Source organism: Rhodoplanes elegans (assembly GCF_016653355.1).
In the GTDB taxonomy this organism is placed as follows: Bacteria; Pseudomonadota; Alphaproteobacteria; order Rhizobiales; family Xanthobacteraceae; genus Rhodoplanes; species Rhodoplanes elegans.
Genome location: NZ_NHSK01000229.1, coordinates 1 through 17,417, shown reverse-complemented (window position 1 = coordinate 17,417; position 17,417 = coordinate 1). Strand labels below are relative to the sequence as shown.

15 protein-coding genes are annotated in these 17,417 nt (G+C 70.1%); 12 read left to right on the top strand and 3 right to left on the bottom strand.

Annotated elements, in window-relative coordinates; genetic code table 11:
- The 12 genes from CCR97_RS31435 to CCR97_RS25905 all read left to right on the top strand — a co-directional run.
- Nucleotides 1-289, top strand: a 289-nt coding sequence (locus tag CCR97_RS31435; protein WP_207199587.1) for a hypothetical protein, incomplete at its 5' end; no start/stop codon positions are given.
- Nucleotides 290-296: 7 nt separating this feature from the next.
- The gene (gene kdpF, locus CCR97_RS25950) at nucleotides 297-389 is read left to right on the top strand and encodes a K(+)-transporting ATPase subunit F (RefSeq protein WP_170145812.1); all 93 of its coding nucleotides are present in this window, start codon (nucleotides 297-299) and stop codon (nucleotides 387-389) included.
- A 30-nt stretch (nucleotides 390-419) separates the two neighbouring features.
- Nucleotides 420-2,123, top strand: a complete 1,704-nt coding sequence (gene kdpA / locus CCR97_RS25945) for a potassium-transporting ATPase subunit KdpA (protein WP_201160012.1) — start codon at nucleotides 420-422, stop codon at nucleotides 2,121-2,123.
- A gap of 11 nt (nucleotides 2,124-2,134) precedes the next feature.
- The gene (gene kdpB, locus CCR97_RS25940) at nucleotides 2,135-4,192 is read left to right on the top strand and encodes a potassium-transporting ATPase subunit KdpB (RefSeq protein ID WP_111357159.1); all 2,058 of its coding nucleotides are present in this window, start codon (nucleotides 2,135-2,137) and stop codon (nucleotides 4,190-4,192) included.
- Nucleotides 4,193-4,201: 9 nt separating this feature from the next.
- Entirely contained in the window at nucleotides 4,202-4,792 is a 591-nt protein-coding gene (gene kdpC, locus CCR97_RS25935) for a potassium-transporting ATPase subunit KdpC (protein ID WP_111357162.1), read from the top strand.
- A gap of 13 nt (nucleotides 4,793-4,805) precedes the next feature.
- On the top strand, nucleotides 4,806-7,541 hold the full coding sequence (locus CCR97_RS25930) for a sensor histidine kinase (protein WP_201160011.1): 2,736 nt from the start codon (nucleotides 4,806-4,808) through the stop codon (nucleotides 7,539-7,541).
- The gene (locus tag CCR97_RS25925; protein ID WP_111359123.1) at nucleotides 7,538-8,236 is read left to right on the top strand and encodes a response regulator; all 699 of its coding nucleotides are present in this window, start codon (nucleotides 7,538-7,540) and stop codon (nucleotides 8,234-8,236) included. The genes CCR97_RS25930 and CCR97_RS25925 overlap by 4 nt, the downstream gene beginning before the upstream one ends.
- A gap of 176 nt (nucleotides 8,237-8,412) precedes the next feature.
- Complete coding sequence (locus CCR97_RS25920; protein WP_111359124.1) at nucleotides 8,413-9,843, top strand: DUF1254 domain-containing protein; 1,431 nt, start codon at nucleotides 8,413-8,415, stop codon at nucleotides 9,841-9,843.
- A 49-nt stretch (nucleotides 9,844-9,892) separates the two neighbouring features.
- Nucleotides 9,893-10,234: a substrate-binding domain-containing protein gene (locus tag CCR97_RS25915; RefSeq protein ID WP_201160010.1), complete on the top strand. Its 342-nt coding sequence runs from the start codon at nucleotides 9,893-9,895 to the stop codon at nucleotides 10,232-10,234.
- A 1,053-nt stretch (nucleotides 10,235-11,287) separates the two neighbouring features.
- The gene (locus CCR97_RS25910) at nucleotides 11,288-12,979 is read left to right on the top strand and encodes a methyl-accepting chemotaxis protein (protein WP_111359126.1); all 1,692 of its coding nucleotides are present in this window, start codon (nucleotides 11,288-11,290) and stop codon (nucleotides 12,977-12,979) included.
- Between the two features lie 27 nt (nucleotides 12,980-13,006).
- A complete protein-coding gene (locus CCR97_RS31430; RefSeq protein ID WP_111359127.1) occupies nucleotides 13,007-13,210 on the top strand; it encodes a hypothetical protein in 204 nt (67 codons plus the stop codon).
- 340 nt (nucleotides 13,211-13,550) lie between these two features.
- Nucleotides 13,551-13,859, top strand: coding sequence for a hypothetical protein (locus CCR97_RS25905; protein WP_111359128.1), 309 nt, complete (start codon nucleotides 13,551-13,553; stop codon nucleotides 13,857-13,859).
- 220 nt (nucleotides 13,860-14,079) lie between these two features.
- Here the strand turns inward: CCR97_RS25905 and CCR97_RS25900 are convergent, their stop codons facing one another.
- The 3 genes from CCR97_RS25900 to CCR97_RS25890 all read right to left on the bottom strand — a co-directional run.
- Entirely contained in the window at nucleotides 14,080-14,991 is a 912-nt protein-coding gene (locus tag CCR97_RS25900) for a hypothetical protein (protein WP_201160009.1), read from the bottom strand.
- A 363-nt stretch (nucleotides 14,992-15,354) separates the two neighbouring features.
- Nucleotides 15,355-17,088, bottom strand: a complete 1,734-nt coding sequence (locus CCR97_RS25895; RefSeq protein ID WP_111356744.1) for an acyl-CoA carboxylase subunit beta — start codon at nucleotides 17,086-17,088, stop codon at nucleotides 15,355-15,357.
- Between the two features lie 130 nt (nucleotides 17,089-17,218).
- On the bottom strand, nucleotides 17,219-17,417 hold a 199-nt coding region (locus CCR97_RS25890; protein ID WP_244670669.1), incomplete at its 5' end, for an enoyl-CoA hydratase-related protein.

Sequence of the window (17,417 nt, the reverse complement as noted above, 5' to 3'; positions counted from 1 at the left end):
GGCGGGGGCGATCGCCGGACGGCCCCGCCTGCGGGAGGTGCCGTGCCGGGGCGTTCGGGCGGCCGGTCGCGGCGACGCGCGTCCCGAACCCTCGCCCCCCCTTTACGCCGGCTTTACGGGCTTCGCCGGCCTTCGGCATCGCGGCTTTACGCCGGTCTGCCGTAACCTTGTCGACGGATCAGCCTCGACAGGGAGAGCGCCCGTGCTCGTCGACCTCGCATTCGTGATCGGAGGCCTGGCCGGATTCGGCCTGCTCGGCCTCGCCGTCGTCGTTGCCGAGCGGCTGTGAGGCGGCCATGGGGATCTTCGACATCGTCCTCGGGCTGACCGTCGCGGCCGGCCTCGCCGTCTATCTGGTCGCGGCGCTGCTGCGGCCCGAGCGCTTCTGAGCGACCCTCCGCCGGACCACGAGCAAGAAAATGTTCGCCACCGTCACCGCCGATCTCGCCCAGATCGGCCTCTATCTCGTCCTCCTCGCCGCCCTGGCGCTGCCGCTCGGCCTCTACATGGCCAAGGTCTACACGGGCGAGATCGCGTTCCTCGCGCGCGCCGAGCGGGCCGTGCTGGCGCCGGCCGGCGTGCCGCCAAAACACGAGCAGCACTGGACCGCCTATGCGCTGTCGCTGCTCGCCTTCAACGCGGCCGGATTCGTCGTGCTCTATCTGGTGCTGCGATTCCAGAACCTGCTGCCGCTGAACCCGCAGGGGTTCGACGGCGTCGCGCCGCACCTCGCCTTCAACACGGCGATCTCGTTCGTCACCAACACCAACTGGCAGAGCTACGGCGGCGAGACGACGCTGTCGACCCTCTCCCAGATGGTCGGCCTGACGACGCAGAACTTCGTCTCGGCGGCGAGCGGCATGGCGGTCGCCGCCGCGGTGGCGCGCGGCCTCGCCTCGCGCCAGGCCCGCAGCATCGGCAGCTTCTGGACCGATCTGGTCCGCTCGATCCTCTACGTGCTGCTGCCCGCCTCGATCATTTTCGCGCTGGTGCTGGTCTGTCTCGGCGTGCCGCAGACCCTGCACGCGTCCGCCACGGCGACGACGCTCGAAGGCGCGCAGCAGACGATCGCGCTCGGCCCGGTGGCGAGCCAGATCGCGATCAAGCAGCTCGGCACCAACGGCGGCGGCTTCTTCAACGTCAACGCGGCGCATCCGTTCGAGAACCCGACGGCGCTGTCGAACCTGCTCGAGATGCTGGCGATCCTCGTCATCCCGGCGGCCTTCTGCTTCACCTATGGCCGCATGGTCGGCGACCGCCGGCAGGGCCGCGCCCTGTTCGCCGCGATGGGGATCATGCTGATCGTCGCGATCGCGATCCTCTACACGACCGAGCGGCTCGGCAACCCGCTGCAGGCCGGCGTGATCGACGCCGGTGCCGGCAGCCTGGAGGGCAAGGAGGTCCGCTTCGGCATCGTCGGCTCAGCCCTGTGGGCGGCCGTCACCACGGCGGCGTCGAACGGCTCGGTCAACGCCATGCACGACTCGCTCACCCCGCTCGGCGGCCTCGTCACGATGCTGAACATCCAGCTCGGCGAGGTGGTGTTCGGCGGCGTCGGGGTCGGCCTCACCGGCATGCTGCTGTTCGTGATCCTCACCGTCTTTCTCGCCGGCCTGATGGTCGGGCGGACGCCCGAGTATCTCGGCAAGAAGATCGAGGCCCGCGAGGTGAAGCTCGCCGCCCTGACGCTGCTGATCATGCCGGTCGGCGTGCTCGGCTTCGCGGCGCTCGCGATCGCGACCGGTCATGCCCAGACCTCGGTGCAGGACGCCGGCCCGCACGGGCTGTCCGAGCTGCTCTATGCCTACTCGTCGGCGACCGGCAACAACGGCTCGGCCTTCGCCGGCTTCAACGCCAACGTCGCCTGGCACGACACCTGGCTCGGCATCGCCATGCTGATGGCGCGCTTCGGCTACATCGTGCCGATCCTCGCGATCGCCGGCTCGCTCGCCGCCAAGAAGACGGCCCCGGTGACGGTCGGCACCTTCCCGACACACGGGCCGCTGTTCGTCGGCCTCTTGATCGCCACGATCCTCATCGTCGGCGCCCTCACGTTCCTTCCCGTCCTCGCGCTGGGGCCGATCGCCGAGCAGGTGTCGATCCTGGCCGGGCAGACGTTCTGAAAGCCGCGCTCATGAGCAAGCATCCCCCCGCCGACATCTCGCTCTTCGCGCCGAGGATTCTCGGTCCGGCGGCCCTGCAGGCGCTGAAGAAGCTCGATCCGAGGAGCCTGGTGCGCAACCCGGTGATCTTCACCACCGCGGTCGCCGCGGCGCTCGCCACCGTGCTGACGGCGCGCGAGGGGCTCGCCGGCGGGCCGACGGTCTGGATCGGCCTGCAGATCACGGCGTGGCTGTGGATCACGGTGCTGTTCGCCAACTTCGCCGAGGCGGTCGCCGAAGGCCGCGGCAAGGCGCGGGCCGACAGTTTTCGCGCGACGCGTCAGACCGCGCGGGCCAAGGCGCTGGTCCTGCCGGGGAACCGCGCGCTGTGGGAGGGCAAGGATCTCGACCGGGTGGAGCCCGGCGAGCTGATCCTGGTCGAGGCCGGCGACATCGTGCCGACCGACGGCGAGATCGTCGAAGGCATCGCGTCGGTCGACGAGAGCGCCATCACGGGCGAGAGCGCCCCGGTGATCCGCGAGGCGGGCGGCGACCGCTCGTCGGTGACGGGCGGCACGCGGCTCGTCTCCGACTGGCTGGTGGTGAAGGTGACGGCGAGGCCGGGGCAGACGTTCCTCGACCGCATGATCGCGCTGGTCGAAGGCGCCAAGCGCCAGAAGACGCCGAACGAGATCGCCCTCGACATCCTGCTCGCCGGGCTGACGCTGGTGTTCCTCGTCGTCGTCGTCACGCTGCCGTTCTTCGCCGCCTGGTCGGGCACGACGGTGCCGATGGTCTATCTGGTCGCGCTGTTCGTCACCCTGATCCCGACCACCATCGGCGGGCTCCTCTCGGCGATCGGCATCGCCGGTATGGACCGGCTGATCAAGGCGAACGTCGTGGCGAAGTCGGGCCGCGCCGTCGAGGCGGCCGGCGACATCGACGTGCTGCTGCTCGACAAGACCGGCACCATCACGTTCGGCAACCGGATGGCCGACGCCTTCGTGACGGCGCCGGGCGTCGCCGAGCGCGATCTCGCGGAAGCGGCGTGGCTCGCCTCGCTCGCCGACGAGACGCCGGAGGGCAAGTCGATCGTCGAGCTGGCGGTGCGGCGCTTCCGCTTCCACGACGACGCCGTGCGCACGACCGCCACCTTCGTGCCGTTCACGGCCCACACCCGCATGTCGGGCGCCGATCTCGCCGGCGGCGGCGTGGTCCGCAAGGGGGCCGTCGACGCCGTCCTGGCGCAGGCCGGCCGGACGCACGCGGGCCGGACCGATCCGGCGCTGGAGAGCGCGGTGCGCCGCATCGCCACCTCGGGCGGCACCCCGCTCGCGGTGTCGCGCGACGGCGTGGTGCTCGGCGTCGTCCATCTCAAGGACGTGGTGAAGCCCGGCATCCGCGAGCGCTTCGCCGAGCTGCGCCGCATGGGCATCCGCACCGTGATGATCACGGGCGACAACCCGCTCACCGCGGCGGCGATCGCAGCGGAGGCCGGCGTCGACGACGTGCTGGCCGAGGCGACGCCCGAGAAGAAGCTGGCGCTGATCCGCGCCGAGCAGGCGGACGGGCGCCTCGTCGCGATGTGCGGCGACGGCTCGAACGACGCGCCGGCGCTCGCCCAGGCCGATGTCGGCGTCGCCATGAACTCCGGCACGCCGGCCGCCAAGGAAGCCGGCAACTTGATCGACCTCGACAGCGACCCGACCAAGCTGATCGAGATCGTGATGGTCGGCAAGCAGCTGCTGATCTCGCGCGGCGCGCTCACCACATTCTCGATCGCCAACGACGTGGCGAAGTACTTCGCCATCCTGCCGGCCCTGTTCGTCGCCGCCTATCCGGGCCTCGCCGTGCTCGACGTGATGGGGCTCGGCACGCCGCAGTCCGCAATTCTCTCGGCGATCGTCTTCAACGCGCTGGTCATCGTCGCCCTGATCCCGATCGCCCTGAAGGGTGTGCGCTACACGCCCGCCTCCGCCTCGGCCTTGCTGTCCCGCAACCTGTTGGTCTACGGACTGGGCGGGCTCGTGGCGCCGTTCGTCGGCATCAAGCTGATCGACCTCGTCGTCGATCTCCTGCATCTCGCCTGAGAGGCCGCCATGCTTTCGATCCTGCGTCCCGCCGTCGTGCTGCTGGTGCTGTTCACCCTCCTCACCGGCGTCGCTTATCCGCTCGCCGTCACCGGCCTGGCCGCGGTGGTCGCGCCGCATCAGGCCGCCGGCAGCCTGATCGTCCGCGACGGCACCGTGGTCGGTTCGGCCCTGATCGGCCAGTCCTTCACGTCCAACCGCTATTTCCACGGCCGCCCGTCGGCGACGACGGCGGCCGATCCGGCCGACCCCAGCAAGACCATCGATGCCCCTTACAACGCCGCGGCGTCGGCCGGCTCCAACCTCGCCCCGAGTGCGAAGGCCCTGCAGGAGGCGGTCGCGGCGCGTGCGGCGGCGCTCGGCGTCCGTCCGGCGCCGGCCGACCTCGTCACCGCCTCGGCCTCCGGGCTCGACCCGCATGTCTCGCCGGAGGGCGCGCTGGTGCAGGTCGCCCGCGTCGCCGCCGCCCGCGGACTGCCCGAAGCGACGGTCCGGGACCTCGTCGAGCGTCATGTCGAAGGCCGCGCCTTCGGCCTCCTGGGCGAGCCGCGCGTCGACGTGCTGGCCCTCAATCTCGCGCTGGACGCGCTGAAGCCGTGAGAGCCGCCCGCCGATGAGCCCCGAGCCGGACCGCCCCGATCCCGACGCCCTGCTGGCCGAGGCCCGCAAGGCCGGGCGCGGCCGGCTCAAGGTCTATCTCGGCGCCGCGCCGGGGGTCGGCAAGACCTACGCGATGCTGGAGGAGGCCCGCGCCCGCCGCGCCGCCGGTGTCGACGTCGTGGTGGCGCTGGTCGAGACGCACGGCCGGCCCGAGACGGCGGCGCTGCTCGACGGCCTCGAGCAGCTGCCGCGGCGCGAGCTGCCCTACAAGGGCCGGCTGATCGCCGAGCTCGACCTCGACGCGCTGCTGGCCCGGCGGCCGCAGCTCGCCCTGATCGACGAGTTCGCCCACACCAACGTGCCGGGCAGCCGCCACGCCAAGCGCTGGCTGGACATCATGGAGGTGCTCGACGCCGGCATCGATGTCGTCACCACGATCAACATCCAGCACGTCGAGAGCCTCGTCGACGTCGTCGCCCGCATCACCGGGGTCCGGGTCCAGGAGACCGTGCCCGACGACGTGCTGGCGCGGGCCGACGACATCGAGCTGATCGACCTGACGCCGGAGGAGCTCGCCGAACGGCTGAGGGAGGGCAAGGTCTACGTCCCGGACCAGGCCGGGCTCGCGCTCGACAACTTCTTCTCCAAGGGCAACCTGACGGCGCTGCGCGAGCTGGCGCTGCGCACCGCGGCGAGCCACGTCGACGCCGACGTGCTCGCCTGGATGCGCCAGCACGGCGTGCGCGGGCCGTGGCCGACCCAGGACCGCCTGCTCGTCTGCCTGAGCGACGCACCGACCGCCAAGACCCTGGTCCGCGCCGCCCGCCGGATGGCCGACCGCGCAAAAATCCCGTGGATCGCCGCCACCGTGCTGACCTCGCGTCGCGACAGCCTCGGCGGCGAGGCGCGCGAGAATCTCCGCGCCGCGCTGCGGCTCGCCGAGACGCTCGGCGGCGAGGCCGTGCAGCTCCATGTCGAGTCGGACGTCGCCGCCGAGCTGCTCGCCTACGCCCGCAAGCGCAACGTCACCCGGCTGGTGATCGGCCGCCCGCGCCGGACCGGCTGGCACCGGCTCGACCGCTGGCTGCGCGAGCCGGTGTTCGAGCGGCTGATCGACGACGCCACCGATTTCGAGGTGACGGTCGTCACGCCCAAGGCGGAGACGCGGCGGCATCGGACCGGGGCGACCGCCGTCCCCGTCCCGCCGTGGCGCGCCTTCGTCCGCCCGACCGCCGAGACGGCGGTCGTGATCGCGCTGGCGAGCGCCTTCGCCTGGCCGCTGTGGCACGTGGTGCCGCTCGGCTCGCTCGCCGTCGTCTACCTGGTCGGCGTGCTGCTGATCGGCATGCGGCACGGCCTCGCCGGTGCCCTGATCGCCGCGGCGGCCGGCTTCCTCGCCTACAACTTCTTCTTCACGACCCCCTATTTCAGCTTCGCGGTCGCCCAGGAGGAGTCGGTCGCGGCCCTGCTCGTCTTCCTGGTCAGCGCGGTGTTCACCGGCACGCTGGCGAGCCGCCTCAAGCGCCAGGTGGAGAGCATGCGCGCGGCGCAGCGGCGGACCGAGACGCTGTACGACTTCGCCCGCAAGATCGCCTCGGTCAGCAAGGCCGACGACGTCCTGTGGGCGGCCGCCGCGCATATCGCCATGACGCTGAACTGCCGCTCGCTGATCCTGATGCCCGACGCCGGCGGGCGGCTGGAGCAGGTGCAGGGTCACCCGTCCATCGAGGAGGGTCTCGATCCCAAGGACGAGATGGCGGCGCAATGGGCCTTCACCAAGAACGAGCCGGCCGGAGCCGGCACCGACACGCTGCCGACCGCTGCCTGGCTGTTCGTGCCGCTCGCCACCGCGCAGGGCGCCATCGGCGTGGTCGGCGTCTGGTTCCGCGACCGCTCGCAGACCCTCGACCCGGAGACCCGCCGGCTGCTGACCGCCGTCGAGGACCAGGTCGCCGTCGCGGTCGAGCGGCTCAAGCTCGCCTCCGACCTCGCGGCGTCGCGTCTCGCCGCCGAGAGCGAGAAGCTACGCTCGGCGCTGCTGAACTCGGTGAGCCACGACCTGCGCACTCCGCTGGTCAGCGTCATCGGCGCCCTGTCCGGGCTCGCCGAGGACGACGGCGCCCTGCGGCCGGAGGATCGCCGCGAGCTGGTCGCGACCGCCCTCGACGAGGCGCGGCGGCTGAACCGCTTCGTCCAGAACCTGCTCGACATGACGCGGCTCGGCTACGGCGCGCTGACGCTGCGGCGGGCGCCCGTCGACCTGCGCGAGATCGTCGGCCGGGCCCGCGCCGACCTCGCACGGCCGCTCGCCGGGCATCCGGTCGAGGTCGACATCGCCCGCGACCTCCACGTCGACGTCGACCCGGTGCTGATCGGCCAGGCGGTGATCAACGTGCTGGAGAACGCCGCCAAGTACGCGCCGCCCGGCACGCCGGTGCGGATCGCGGCGGCGGCGAGCGGCGCCGTGGTGACGCTGACCATCTCGGATCTCGGACCGGGCATCCCGCCCGAGGACAGCGAGCGGGTGTTCGACCTGTTCTATCGGGTGCGCCAGGGCGACGGCCAGCCGGCCGGCACCGGGCTCGGCCTCGCGATCGTGCGGGGTCTCGTCGAAGCGCATGGCGGGGCGGTGCGGGCGCGGCCCGGCGAGGGCGGCCGCGGCACCGCGATCGAGCTGGTGCTGCCCGCCGCACGGCCCGAGACGGACACCGGGGTGGATTCGGGGACGGACACGGGAGACGGCGCATGACGGAGGCGACGACCACCCGGGTGCTGGTGATCGAGGACGAGGTGGCGATCCGGCGCTTCCTGAAGATCGCGCTGCCGAGCGCCGGCTTCGCCGTGGTCGAAGCCGATCGCGGCCGCACCGGCATCGAGCGCGCCGCGACGACGGCGCCCGACGTGGTGGTGCTCGACCTCGGGCTGCCCGACATGGACGGCAAGGCGGTCGTCGCGGCGATCCGCGAGTGGTCGCAGGTGCCGATCCTGATCCTGTCGGTGCGCGACGCCGAGGCCGAGAAGATCGCGGCGCTCGACGCCGGCGCCGACGACTACGTGACGAAGCCGTTCGCCACCGGCGAGCTTTTGGCGCGCCTGCGGGCCCTTTTGCGCGGTCGCCGTGCGCCGACGGCCGAGAGCGCCGTGCTGACGTCCGGCCGGCTCGCCGTCGACCTCGCGCGCCGGCTCGTCACCGTCGACAGCACCGAGGTGAAGCTGACCCGCAAGGAGTTCGACGTACTCGCGCTGCTCGCCCGCCACGCCGGTCGGCTGGTCACCCACAAGCAGCTCCTGACGACGGTGTGGGGGCCGGCCCATGTCGACGATGCGCACTATCTGCGCATCGCCATCGGCCATATCCGCGACAAGCTCGGCGACGACGCGGCGGCGCCGGAGTTCATCGTCACCGAGCCGGGCGTCGGCTACCGACTCGTGACGCCGAGGTGACGTCGGGGGGAGGTGGGCGTCGAGCCCCCGACCCGATCAGCGCCTTCGGCCTCGGATCGCACGATCACATGCGCGTCATCGTCCCGCGCCGTGTCCAGATCTGCATACTCTCGGCCGACCGCGATCAGTACGGCTGCGACGGTGAATCGATGCCCTGACGGCTCACGAGGTGCACCATGATCTCCCGCAGAGACACGACGCTGGGCGGACTCTCTCTTCTCGCCGCGAGCGCGTTCGGCGCCCCGGCCCGGTCCTTCGACGGGCCGCTGCGCGACCTGGTCCACGACGCCGAGGATTTCAAGATCGCGTCGGACGCCTATGTGTTCGGCTATCCGCTCGTGACCATGGAGATGACGCGGCGGATCATCACCAACGTGGCGGCACCGGAGGGCACGCGCGGCCCGATGGGTCATCTCATCAAGCTGCGCCAGTATCCCGACGCGAGCTTCCGCGACGTCACCGCGCCGAACGCCGACACGCTCTACACCACGGCCTTCTTCGACGTCGGCGACGAGCCATGGGTGGTCGAGGTGCCCGACATGAAGGGCCGCTACTTCCTGCTGCCGTTCCTCAGCGGCTGGACCGACGTGTTCGCGGTGCCCGGCACCCGAACGACCGGCACGCAGGCCCAGTCTTATCTGATCACCGGCCCGGGATGGTCGGGACAGGTCCCGGCCGGGCTCACGCAGATCAAGTCGCCGACCAGCATCGTCTGGATGCTGGGGCGCATCTACTGCACCGGCACGCCGGAGGACTACGCGGCCGTGCACGCGCTGCAGGATCAGTTCAAGCTCTATCCGCTGTCGGCGCGCGGCAAGGCGTGGACGCCGCCGGCCGGCAAGGTCGATCCGGCGATCGACATGAAGACGCCGGTGCGCGACCAGGTGAACCGCATGACCGCGGTCGCGTATTTCACGCTGCTCGCCGACCTGATGAAGCGCAATCCGCCGTCCGCCAAGGACGCGCCCGCGATGGAGCGCTTCCGCCAGATCGGCCTCGTCGCCGGCCAGCCGTTCGATCCGAAGGTCGTCGACCATCGCTGGGACAAGCGGCTGCCGGAGCTGTCGTTCGACCGCATCATGCTGCACTTCAAGTTCAGCGGCGGCGACGTCTCCGAGATCAACGGCTGGGGCTTCACGCTCAAGACCGGCACCTATGGCACCGACTATCTGCAACGCGCCCTGATCACGGCGATCGGGCTCGGCGCCAACCGGCCGCAGGACGCCGTCTACCCGACCTCGCTCAAGGACGCCCACGGCAAGGCCTACGAGGGGTCGAGCAGATACGTCCTGCGCTTCGCCAAGGGCGAGCTGCCGCCGGTCAGGGGCTTCTGGTCGCTGACCATGTACGACGAGAACTACTTCTTCGTCGCCAACCCGATCAACCGCTACGCGATGAGCATGCGGACCAGCCCGAAGCGCGAGCCGGATGGATCGCTGGTGATCTACGTCCAGAACGAGAGCCCGGGGGCGGACAAGGAGGCGAACTGGCTGCCGGCCCCGAAGGGCAAGTTCTACCTGATGCTCCGCCTCTACTGGCCGGACGAGAACGCCCCGTCGATTCTCGACGGCTCGTGGATCATCCCGGCCGTGACCAAGGCGAGCTGATCAGGAGCCCATCGAAGCGTAATGGAAGTGCTATTCGACCGTGATGCCGTTGGCCTTCACGACCTCGCTCCACTTGGCGATCTTGGGCGAGCTCCTGGCGCAGGATCCGGCGATCCGGGCGATCACCTGCAGCGCCGATCAGCTGGCGCAGGGCGTCGTCGTCGAGGCGTTGGCGCGCGGGCTGCGCGTCCCTGACGACATCGCGGTCTGCGGCTTCGGCAATGCCGAGTTCTCGGCCCACACGGTGCCGTCGCTCACCACCGTGAACGTCGACGGCGCCGCCATCGGCCGCCTCGCCGGCGAGATGATCCTGGCGCGCTGCCGCGGCGAGACCGTGCCGGAGCGGATCGTCGACGTCGGCTTCGAGGTCGTGCAGCGGAAGTCGGCGTAGCTCGGGGGCTGGCGCCGCCGCTCGCACCAGCGGCCGGGACGTTGCGGAGGAGCAATGCAGGCCGCCACCGACGGCGCATCGTCGCGCCGCGCACCGCCGTTCACAGATGAAAGTCAAAGCCCCACGGTATTGCCCGCGAGACGGATCAACATCGGCCGCAAACCTGAAACAATCTCAGCATTGCCGCGACGATGATCCGCTCCGACCGCAACTCCGTGGGGCCGACTCGACATGTCATTTTCTTAAGTGTATTGAATCGAGTCAATCTTCGAATCTACGTAATACATTCACCTATGACGTCTGACACGAATGTTCTAATGCAGATCGTTACACCTCGACGCTTCTGCTGGACGGCCGCGGACACTTCGGGGGGTCCTGGCGTTCGGCGGAATCGGCCCAGAGATCGGTCCTGGGATCGGCGACGGAGGCGAGCCGCACAGAAGGGTCCGAACGGTCGGAGGGACGGTTCCGACGCGCCCCTCGTGTGATCAACCACATGTATTGATCACGAGACATGACGGCAGCGAGCGCAACAGCGGCCCGGCCGGAGATTGACTGCGGCAGAATTGCCTCGTAGACGGCCAGCTTTCGAGATCGCGCGACGAGCGCCCGAAAATACAAGCTTCTCCGGCCGAAGTAATACTCCCCTGCGGAGACCAGCTCGTCAGCTTCGAGCCCTCTCGATCGACTGCCGAGAATATCCAGGATGAGTCTTGCCGCCGACCATGAACGATACTGCGACATTGTACCAATATAAGCCAAATACCACTCGGATGGAATAATCCCCCGGAAGTACGTAGTGGGATTCCAAGAGAGGACTAGCCTGCTGCGCTAGAGTCCGATTTCTGGTTAGCAATAAAGGTACGGATCTCGACACATTTTATTCTGCTCGCAGTGTTTCGCAGTACAGAACTAACAAAGACTCGAAAATAGTTCGTTTTTACCAGTTTTTTTACTTGTCGCATTCACTGTTTTCGATGCGATCCGGTCGGTCGCGGTCAGCGAATTCACCGTCACTCAGGGAACGGGCGGCATACCGCCCGTGCGTGAACCATGTTGTCCAAGGTCCGCTTCACGATCGGGCGCCGGATCTACGCAGTCATCGGCCTCGGCTTTCTCGGCATCCTGGGGATCACCTGGCTCGACTCGGTCGAGCTGGCGTCGAGCCTGAAGACGCAGCGGCAGTTCGAGCTGCAACACCTGACCGATCTCGCGATCGCCATCGTGGCAGGGGAGGATGCGGCGGCAAAGGCTGCCGGGCTGCCGCCCGAAGAGGCGCAGAAGCGGGCGCAGGCCCGCCTCGCTGCCTTGCGCTACGGGGGCAACGAGTACTTCTTCGTCACCGACATGCAGGGCCGGATGGTGATGCACCCGATCGCCCGCGAGCTGGTCGGCACCGATGTCACGAACCTGAAGGATGCCGACGGTGTCCGCATCATCGGCGGCCTGATCGATCTCGTCCGGCGCGACGGGCGCGGCGTTCTCGCCTATGCGTGGCCGAAGCCCGGGGCCGACAGGCCGCAGCCGAAGATCTCCTACGCGGCCGGCTATGCGCCGTGGAGCTGGATTGTCGCGACGGGCGTCTATGTCGACGACCTCGAGGCGCAGACCTGGGCGGCGACGCGCCGCGCCCTCCTCGCCGCCGGCGTCGTGCTTCTGATCACGCTCGCCGTGTCGATGGTGGCGGCCCGCGGCATCACGACCCCGCTGCGACGCATGACCTCGACCATGAAGGACCTCGCGGCGGGAGCGCTGGACGTCGAAATCCCGGGCAGGGGCCGGCGCGACGAGATCGGCGAGATGGCCGGGGCGGTCGCCGTGTTCAAGGCCAACGCCATCGAACGCCGGCGCCTGGAGGCCGAGCAGAAGGAGGCCGAGGCGCGGGCCGAGGCGCAGCGCAGGGAGGACATGCACCGGCTCGCCGACCGCTTCGAGACGGCTGTCGGCGGCATCATCGCCACCGTCTCGTCGGCCGCCACCGAGCTGGAGGCGACCGCGACCACGCTCACCCGCACGGCCGACACGACGCAGCGCATGTCGGGGACGGTCAGCGTCGCCTCCGAGGAGGCGTCGACCAACGTCCAGGCCGTCGCCGCGGCGACCAACGAGATGTCGTCGTCGGTCGGCGAGATCAGCCGCCAGGTGCAGGCGTCGAGCCGGATCGCCGACGAGGCCGTGCGGCAGGCCGAGAAGACCGACGCCCGGGTGACCGACCTCTCGCAGGCCGCGACCCGCATCGGCGACGTCGTGAAGCTGATCACCGCGATCGCGGAGCAAACCAATCTGCTCGCGCTCAACGCGACGATCGAGGCGGCGCGCGCCGGCGAGGCCGGCAAGGGCTTCGCGGTCGTCGCCCAGGAGGTGAAGGCGCTGGCCGCCCAGACCGGCAAGGCGACCGGCGACATCTCGGCCCAGATCGCCGGCATGCAGGCGGCGACCGCCGACTCGGTCGCGGCCATCAAGGAAATCAGCGGCACGATCGGAAAGATCGCCGAGATCTCGTCGGCGATCGCCGCAGCGGTCGAGGAGCAGGGCGCGGCGACGTCGGAGATCTCGCGCAACATCCAGCACGCCGCCGCCGGCACCACCCAGGTGGCCGCGACCATCACCGAGGTCAGCCGCGGCGCCGAAGAGACCGGCGCCGCGTCGGGCGAGGTGCTCGGCGCCGCCGGCCAGCTCGCCCACGAATGCACCCGGCTGAAGAGCGAGGTCGAGACGTTCCTGGGCACCGTTCGAACCGCGTGACGGAACGATCCCTGTGGCAGGTCGATCATGCATCGCTATGTCAGCCGAAACAGCCTGCGGCGGCGCCCCGTCGAGCCGCCGCCGGCGCCCCACACCGAGCTCGGGACCACCGCAGCGCCACCCCCTGGGCCCGACCTCATCCAGGCTGCCGCCGCGACCATCGAACGACTTGCGGCCGTGACCGGAGAGAGGATCGAGGCGCTGATGCGCAAGGTCGGCGCTCCGCCGTGACGTCCGGGCGGGCGCCATCGGCGTCTGGGCAGTGCGTCGATGGAGCACCGAGGAGGTCCAGCGGCAGACGGCGTAGGACGATGTAGCAACGCGGGGCCCGCACCGGCGAGGTCGATCGGGAGCGTCGGTCCGTCGCGCCACTGCCTAAAACGTGGGCGCATTCATAAGCTGAGCCTATGTCAAATGTACAACTTGATATTTTACAGCGCGCCCGGGCGGGCGTAGTCGAGGGTCGAGGCTGGTCCCCCGACGGCCCCGCACCGACTGGCTGGCGTGCCCGCCGTCGACCCCGCTCGGGCCGCGGCGCCCTCGCCGAACCCCAACGCCCGGGATCCCGATCATGCTCGAGACCTTGCAGAGCCTCACCCTGGAGCGGGTGCTCACGCCCGTCTACGACGAGAGCCCGCGTCCGGACGACTTCATCGTGACCATCAATCAGCGCCGCGTCGGCCGGGTGATGAGCTCGTTCGCCGATGGCGTGTTCCGCCGCTGGTACTGGTCGATCGACGCCGCGCGGGCGCCCGAGGATCGCGGCGTCGCGATGAGCCTCGACCAGGCCAAGCGCGCGCTGGCGCAGCGGCTCACGGCGAACGCGATGGTCGGGATGCGGCCGCGCCACGCGGAGCGGAGCTTCGCCGCCGGCCGCTGAGCGCGCCACGCCGCTGATCGTCGACGCGACGAGTCGCCTCCAGAAACGACGAAGCCGGCGCTCCGCCGCGGCTCGCCCCGATCGGGGGCCGCGGTGGCGCCGGCTCTTTTCATACGGCGATCGTCACGTGACCATCGCTGTCCGAAAAAAGAATCGGCCGGTCGCGTCGCCGCGGCCGGCCGTGTCGGGTGGTGGGCCGGACCTGTGGTCCGGCGCCCGGTCAGGCGCGGGCGCGCACGCCGCTCTCGCGGCCCCGGACGCCCTGCACGCGGCTCGTCACCACGGTGGGAGCGACGGCGGTGCGGACCGTCTCGCGGGCCACCTCGCGCGGCGCCTCGCGGCGGGCCGTCTCGGCGCGGACCGGCTCACGCGCGGTGTCACGGGCGGTCTCGCGGGTCGGCTCGGTGCGGCTCGGGGTGCTGCGCGCCACCACGCGCTCGACCTGACGCGGCTGCACGCTGCTGGTCACCGGCGTGACCGGCGCGGTGCGGCCGCTGCGGGGCGTCACCGGCGAGGTCACCGGCGTCGGCGTAGCGCTGCGCGGCTCGACCCGGCTGGTGACCGGGCTGGCGACCGGCGTCGGGGCGGGGGCGGGGGCGGCACGCCGCGGCTCGACCCGGCTGGTGACGGCGCCGCGCGGCTCCAGACGGGCGCGGGTGACCGTCTCGGTCTCCGGGCGCATGAACAGGCCACGCACCGGCTGCACGGGCTGCGGCTCGGGGATCTTCGGCGCGACCTTGATCGGCTGCGGCAGGCTCTCGGCGGTAACGCGGCCGCGCACCGGGGTCGGACGGGCGGCCACCGGGGTGACGCGCGACGTGACGGTCGTGACCTCGACCGGAGCCGCGGCCTTCGCCGTCGCGGCGTCGTCGTTGGCAGGCTGGGCGATCTCGACGTCGTGCTTGAGCGACTCGATATAGCCGCCGGCCATCCGGTAGCCGACGAAGCCGATCGCCGCGAACACCAGCACGCTGGCGATCAGCAGCCGCTGCGAGCCTTCCACGAGCGCCGCGTCCGGGGTCGCCGCCATCGCGGCCGTCGAGCCGACAGCGATGCACACGAGCATGACCGCGCCGATGGCGCGCGTCCAGAACGTCCTGTCGAATCCGCGGAAAGCCGATTCAGAGGCCATGGTCCGTCTCCAGCTGGAAAATATGTACTACGTGACGAGGTCTCGTCCGGTGAATGGCAGCGCCCGACCGGACGGGGAAATCCTGACGAATCACATCAGGAACGATGATTAACACATTCCGATACCGTGCTTAAATTCCATTGGTTAATGAATCATTAAAATGCGCCCGAAGGTGGTAAACCGTCGCCCGGCCCCGGGCCACGCGTGCGGCGGAGCAGCAATCCGGATTGCCGTGGCGAGTCAGGGCGTAAGCGGCCATGGCCGGGCGCTTGTCCACAGCCGTGCGGTGCATTGCAACCTGAGGGCGCGACCCTCGGCCGCGCCCCGCCGGTTACCGGTCGGATTCGGCCGGGAGCGTGTGCCTCAGCCGCGGATCAGCCGGGGCAGCAGCATCTGGTGGCGCGGGCAGAGCGAGTCCGGGTTCTGGTAGGCGGCGCCCGCGAAGGCGGTCAGGTAGCTGCGCAGGCTGGTGAGGTCGACGATCTCGTCGACGAAGCCGTGCTGGGCGCACCAGGCCGGCCGCGACGTCTCGTAGTACTTCCTCGCCATCTCGTTCATCTTGTCGGCGACCGGCTGCAGCGGCTTGCCGGCGTCCTTGTCCTTGACGGCGCGTCGCGCATAGGCGGCGACCGCCGCGGTCTCGCCGTGCATGACGTAGATCTCGGTCGCCGCGGTGCCGAGCGTGAAGGCGTTGTGGCGGTTGGCGGTCGGCCCGCCCATCACGTAATGGGCGGCGGCCGAGCCCTTGCGCAGCACGACGAGCATCATCGGCACGTCGGTCTGCTGGATCGAGTAGATCAGCGACTGGCCGAGGCCCAAGAGCTCGGCCCGCTCGGCGACGTCGCCGACGTCGATGCCGGTCGTGTCCTGGAACCAGACGACCGGGATGCGGTCGCGGCTGCAGTGGGTCACGAACTCGCTCATCTTGATCAGGCCCTGGCGGTAGAGCTTGCCGCCAATGCCCGGATAGTCCGCGTATTCCGGGTAGCCGCGCGGAAGAACGCCCTGGCGGTTGCCGATCACGCCGGTGAGGAAGCCGTCGACCTTGACGAGGCCGGTGAAGATCTCGGGGCCGTAGTCGGGCCGGAACTCCATCGTCTCGCTGCCGTCCACGAGGCGCGCCAGGATGTCGTCGAACGAGTAGGTCTCGCCCTGGTCGAAGGGAAGCAGGTGATAGAGGTCCTCGGCCGGGAAGGCGGGCTCGGCCGGCGCGGCGACCCGGAAGAACTCCGGATCGTAGGCCGGCAGCATGCGCATATACTCCTTGATGCCCTCCAGCACGCCGGTCTCCTCCTCGTAGACGCGGGTGAAGAAGCCGGTGTGCTCGAAATGCGTGGCGACGCTGCCGGGCGGCTTGGTGCGCATCTCGCGCGTCTTGGCGATCAGATCCTCCAGCACGGCGGCGTCGAAGCCGCCCTTCGGGGCCATGCCGGAGACGATGCCGACACCGCCGACCGCCATGTTGGCGTCTTTGTGGGCGATCAGGATGGTCGGCGAGATCGCCTGATAGCCGCCGCCGGCCGGATTGGTGCCGTAGATGCCGGCGAGCACCGGGATGCCGGTCTGCTCGAGCTCGGCGTGGCGATAGAACGGCGTGCCGGAGCCGCGCCGGCCCGCATAGAACTTCTCCTGGTCCGGCATCTTCACGCCGCTGCAGTTGACGAGCCACACGAGCGGCACGCGCAGCCGCTTGGCGAGGTCCGTCACCTTCAGGATGTTCTCCGACTGCCCGGGGATCCAGGCGCCGGCCAGCACCTTGTTGTCGAAGCCGATCACCACGGCCCAGCGGCCGGCGATCTTGGCGAGCCCGTCGACCACGTTCGTGGTGCCTTCCGGGTTGCTCTCCGGATCGTACAGGCTGTGCAGCGGATGCCAGGTGCCGGGATCGACCAGATAGCCGAGGCGCTGCCAGATGGTGAGCCCGCCGCGCTTGTTGATCTCCTCGGTCGAGATGCCGACCTCGCGGCGCGCGTCACGCAGCTTGGCGAGCTCCGCCTCGACCGCCTCGAGGCCGCGCCGGCTGTCCTGCGTCCGAGCGATCCGGTTCTCCTTGAGCGCCTTGCCGAACGCCGGCATCCGCTCGAAATAGGGCCGCATGGTGCACTCCTGGAGATGATCGCCGCCGGACGGCGGGACGAGGCGGGGTTGTTGTCACGAGCAATCGGCCGGGGCCGGACCAGCGTCAAGAGCGACGCGGCCGGCCGGGCCGACAGGGGGTCTAGGCCTGCTACTCTGCGGCTTCCTGCGCGACCGTGGCCGACGGCTGGTTGAAGCGCGGCTTGCGCTTCTCCAGGAACGCCTGCATGCCCTCGCGCTGACCGTCGGTGCCGAACAGGGCGTGGAAGGCGCGGCGCTCGAAGCGCAGGCCTTCGGCGAGCGGCAGCTCGTGGGCGCGCTGGACCAGCTCCTTGGCCGTCATCGCGGTC

Bases quoted from the DNA above. Each gene is read 5' to 3' on its own strand.
- kdpF (WP_170145812.1), top strand. From the start codon at position 297: ATGGGGATCTTCGACATCGTCCTCGGGCTGACCGTCGCGGCCGGCCTC.
- kdpA (WP_201160012.1), top strand. From the start codon at position 420: ATGTTCGCCACCGTCACCGCCGATCTCGCCCAGATCGGCCTCTATCTC.
- kdpB (WP_111357159.1), top strand. From the start codon at position 2,135: ATGAGCAAGCATCCCCCCGCCGACATCTCGCTCTTCGCGCCGAGGATT.
- kdpC (WP_111357162.1), top strand. From the start codon at position 4,202: ATGCTTTCGATCCTGCGTCCCGCCGTCGTGCTGCTGGTGCTGTTCACC.
- CCR97_RS25930 (WP_201160011.1), top strand. From the start codon at position 4,806: ATGAGCCCCGAGCCGGACCGCCCCGATCCCGACGCCCTGCTGGCCGAG.
- CCR97_RS25925 (WP_111359123.1), top strand. From the start codon at position 7,538: ATGACGGAGGCGACGACCACCCGGGTGCTGGTGATCGAGGACGAGGTG.
- CCR97_RS25920 (WP_111359124.1), top strand. From the start codon at position 8,413: ATGATCTCCCGCAGAGACACGACGCTGGGCGGACTCTCTCTTCTCGCC.
- CCR97_RS25910 (WP_111359126.1), top strand. From the start codon at position 11,288: ATGTTGTCCAAGGTCCGCTTCACGATCGGGCGCCGGATCTACGCAGTC.
- CCR97_RS31430 (WP_111359127.1), top strand. From the start codon at position 13,007: ATGCATCGCTATGTCAGCCGAAACAGCCTGCGGCGGCGCCCCGTCGAG.
- CCR97_RS25905 (WP_111359128.1), top strand. From the start codon at position 13,551: ATGCTCGAGACCTTGCAGAGCCTCACCCTGGAGCGGGTGCTCACGCCC.
- CCR97_RS25900 (WP_201160009.1), bottom strand. From the start codon at position 14,991: ATGGCCTCTGAATCGGCTTTCCGCGGATTCGACAGGACGTTCTGGACG.
- CCR97_RS25895 (WP_111356744.1), bottom strand. From the start codon at position 17,088: ATGCGGCCCTATTTCGAGCGGATGCCGGCGTTCGGCAAGGCGCTCAAG.